Annotated in this window: 2 protein-coding genes; both read left to right on the top strand. The window is 39.4% G+C overall.

All coding sequences use genetic code 11. The annotated features are described in order from the left end of the window. The first annotated feature begins 188 nt into the window (after nt 1-188). A complete protein-coding gene (locus BKD12_RS14655; RefSeq protein ID WP_176730981.1) occupies nt 189-929 on the top strand; it encodes a helix-turn-helix transcriptional regulator in 741 nt (246 codons plus the stop codon). 114 nt (nt 930-1,043) lie between these two features. After that, nucleotides 1,044-1,874 (top strand): DDE-type integrase/transposase/recombinase (locus BKD12_RS14660; RefSeq protein WP_141736957.1); only part of this gene is annotated, 831 nt, incomplete at its 3' end.

Genomic DNA, 1,874 nt, shown 5'->3' on the forward strand with positions numbered 1-1,874 from the left:
ATAATTCTGCGGAAACTCAAGTTTGTTTGGTATTGACAATTCTTATTTTAAATCATAATGTTATAAGTGTAAATATTTTGTATGGTATATAGATGATGTAATTTAATACAAAGTGGGTGGAAAAATATACTATGAATAATATAAAAGAAAATGTAGCAAAATGCTGGTGTAGTCGGCTTAGCAAATTGATGAAAGAAAGAAAATATACTCAAAAAACATTTTTGAAAGAGTACAAGGAAAAATATGGTGGCGGAACGCAAGCGAATATAAGCAGATGGCTGCGTGTAGGAAGTAAAATTGAAAACGGTAAGACTATTGGATTCCCGTCATATGAGACCATGTTGAATTTGGCAAATTTTTTTGAGGTATCAGTAGGTTATCTTACGGGTGAAACGGATTACGAATCCTTTGAAATGGAAAAGACCTGTAAATTTATGGCATTAGAGGAGGAAACAGTAAAGGCTATAAAAGGAATTACTTCAGGAGAATCAGTTGATCATTTTGGAAAGTACGAAGCAAGGGAATATGCTGCAGTATTCAAATATCTGGTGACAGCGAGTAGTTTTCCAATATTTATTAAAAAGGCCAGAGAATATGCTGATAATGTCTATCGTCAGAAACATCCGATAAGCCATATGGATAGAGCTGCTGAGAAAATAGGAAAAGACTTACTTGATTTGGCTTTTCAGTGTATCGATTATCAGTGTATATCAGATGATGAGTACGGAGAAATAGATGATTTCAAGGAGAATAATGTAGAACCTACAGAAGAACTTTTAGAAGCAATTTGTTGGTTAAATAAGGCACGAGATGACGATTATGTAGAAGAAGGTATTAGGGAACAGAATGTTAAGCTTTCTGAATACGAACTCCAGAAGATATATTTTGAGGTTATCAAAGAGTTAGTTATTAGCGTCGGGTTAAAATAACCATCTAGTGTCAGACTAAAATAGCCAATCCTAGTCAAATTAAAAAAGCCATTACATACAGGTCTTCATCCTCTTATACTGATGATAAGCCAATGCATCAGAAAAGGAGGATTTATGCACGAAGATGCTACATGTAATGACTTACAAGAAATCATAACACAAGCAATCAACGAAATAAAGCAGGAACAAGGCGAAAATTTCAGCCTTGCCAAAATTGATCTTGCAGAACTGGAACGCCGGACCGGAATCAGCAGATCCCGGCTAAGGCACTTAAAAGAGAATAACTTTATTGTTACACCACATGAGAGGACAGGACAAAAAGCCACATCTACAGTTCTGACCGGATATAGCGGCATTATTGACGGACTGCTCCGAAAAGGCGTCACGAATTCTTCGGTATGCTTTGAGCGGCTGCGTGAAGCTGGATATACCGGCGGATTAACAACCGTAAAAACTTATATCGCTGATCACCGGGATCTTGTCCCGCCCAAGCGTCAGCTCGTTGCCCCTCAGGGAAACCGGGGACGCAGATATCAAACTTCTCCTGGGGAATCCTATCAGATGGACTGGGGCTTTGTTCAGGTAGATACAAATACCGATGCTTCCTATAAGGTGGCATGTTTTGCTATGATCTGCCATCATTGCGGGGAAAGATACATCGAATTCTTCCCCAATGCCAGACAGGAAAATCTTTTTATTGGGATGATCCATGCGTTTACTTATATGGGAATCCCACGCTATATACTGACAGATAACATGAAGAGTGTCGTGATTCGGCGGGATCTGGAAGGCCATCCGCTCTGGCAGAAAGATTATAAAGTGTTCATGGAAACGATCGGTTTCCAGACAAAGCTCTGCAAGCCAAGGCATCCTTTCACTAAGGGCAAAGTGGAGCGCCTGATCCGCTTCGTAAAAGATAACTTTCTTGCCGGCAGAGTTTTTGGC

Source organism: Merdimonas faecis (genome assembly GCF_001754075.1).
Lineage (GTDB): Bacteria > Bacillota > Clostridia > Lachnospirales > Lachnospiraceae > Merdimonas > Merdimonas faecis.